At 75.1% G+C, this 1588-nt stretch carries 2 protein-coding genes; both read right to left on the reverse strand.

Annotation, left to right across the window (positions count from 1 at the left end; genetic code table 11):
- Positions 1–328: nuclear transport factor 2 family protein (locus CCN51_RS55540; protein WP_086861207.1), on the reverse strand; the 328-nt coding region annotated here is incomplete at its 3' end.
- Positions 329–342: 14 nt separating this feature from the next.
- On the reverse strand, positions 343–1588 hold a 1246-nt coding region (locus CCN51_RS50865; RefSeq protein ID WP_143676212.1), incomplete at its 5' end, for a ketoacyl-synthetase C-terminal extension domain-containing protein.

Consider the following 1588-nt stretch of genomic DNA (forward strand, 5'->3'; position numbering starts at 1 on the left):
GCTCCGCGCCCTCGGGCGCGGGCAGCCAGCCGCGGGCGGCGTACAGCGGGCCGCGGGGCCGGTAGTCCATGACCGCGGTGATCCGGGACAGGACGTGTCTGCCGTCCTGCCCCACGACCGACTCCACGATCGTCTCGTCGACGTTTCCGGCGATGGCGCTCTCGAAGTGCGCGCGCAGCGCCTCGTGGCCGGCCTGGCCGCCGGCCCCGACGGGGGCCTCGAACGTGACGTCCTTCGCGTACAGGTCGAGAAGCCCGTCGATGTCGCCCTCGCTGAGGCGCCGGCTGTGTTCGCGTGCGATCTTCTTGCGGGTGCGCTCGTTGAGCACCGTATCTCCTCTGCTTACCGGTCGGGCCGTACCAGGCTCATGTCGAACGCGGCGCGCCAGTACCGTCCGCGCCGGAAGGCGTAGGTGGGCAGCTCGACGCGGCGGGCCTCGGGCCCGAAGACCGCCCGCCAGTCCACGGCGGTGCCGCGGGCATGCGCCCGGGCGAGGCCGGTGGCAGCGGAGGTGGCCTCCGCGACGCCGGGCCGCAGCGCGGCCACCGCGTGCGCCCCCGCGCCGTCGAGGAGTCCGGCCACCTCGTGGCCGCCCAGTTCCAGGTAGACCGTGCCGTCCCCGGCCAGGTCGCGGACCTGGTGGGCGAAGTCCCGCGGCAGGTCCGGGGCCTCGTGCGGGCCGGTCAGCGCCGCGCACGCGTCGGGCAGTGCCAGTCGCCCGCTGACGTGGTCTTCGGCGAGGCGGCCGATGCCGTGGCCGCGCACCGCACCGGGCCTCGTCCCCCACGACTCGACCAGTCGGAACAGCGCCACCTGGATCGCGAAGACCCTGGCCGGGTCGGGGACGGCCGCCGAGGCGGGGTCCGCGCCGGTGAGCATCGCGTCACGGGCGGGGAAGCCGAGGTGGGCGTCGAGCGCCGCGCAGACCGTGTCGAACGCGCCGGCGAACGCCGGGAAGGCGTCATACAGCTGCTTGCCGGTGCCGGGTGCGGGGGCGTGGCCCGTGAACAGGACGACGAGCCGGGGCCGGCGTCCGATCACGCCCCGGGCGACGTGGGGCGCAGCCCTTCCCTCGGCCAGTGCCCGCAGTCCGTCCAGCAGCTCCTGGCGGCTCTCGCCGACGACCACGCCGCGGTGTTCCAGCGCGGCCCGGGACGTCCCCAGCGACAGGCCGACGTCGGCCGGCCGGAGCCCGGGCCGCTCGTCGAGGTGGGCCAGCAGACGGGCCGCCTGGTCGCGCAGCGCGTCGGGGTCGCAGCCGGAGAGCGGCCAGAGCACCACCCCGGCGCTTCCCGGCTCTCCTTCCGCTTCGGGTACCGGGGGCGGAGGGTCGTCTTCGGGCGGCACCTGTTCAACAATCACATGCGCATTGGTGCCGCCGAATCCGAACGCGGACACCCCGGACCGAAGTGGCCGGTCAGTTCCCGGCCAGGGTGTGGCAGCGGTGAGCAGCCGGATCCGACCCCGCTTCCAGGAGATGTGCGGCGACGGCACCTCGGTGTGCAGGGTGCGCGGCAGGACGCCGTGGCGCATGGCCTGGACCGTCTTGATCACCCCGGCCACACCGCTGGCCCCCTGCGTGTGGCCG

It is taken from the genome of Streptomyces milbemycinicus, assembly GCF_002154605.1.
GTDB lineage: Bacteria > Actinomycetota > Actinomycetes > Streptomycetales > Streptomycetaceae > Streptomyces > Streptomyces milbemycinicus.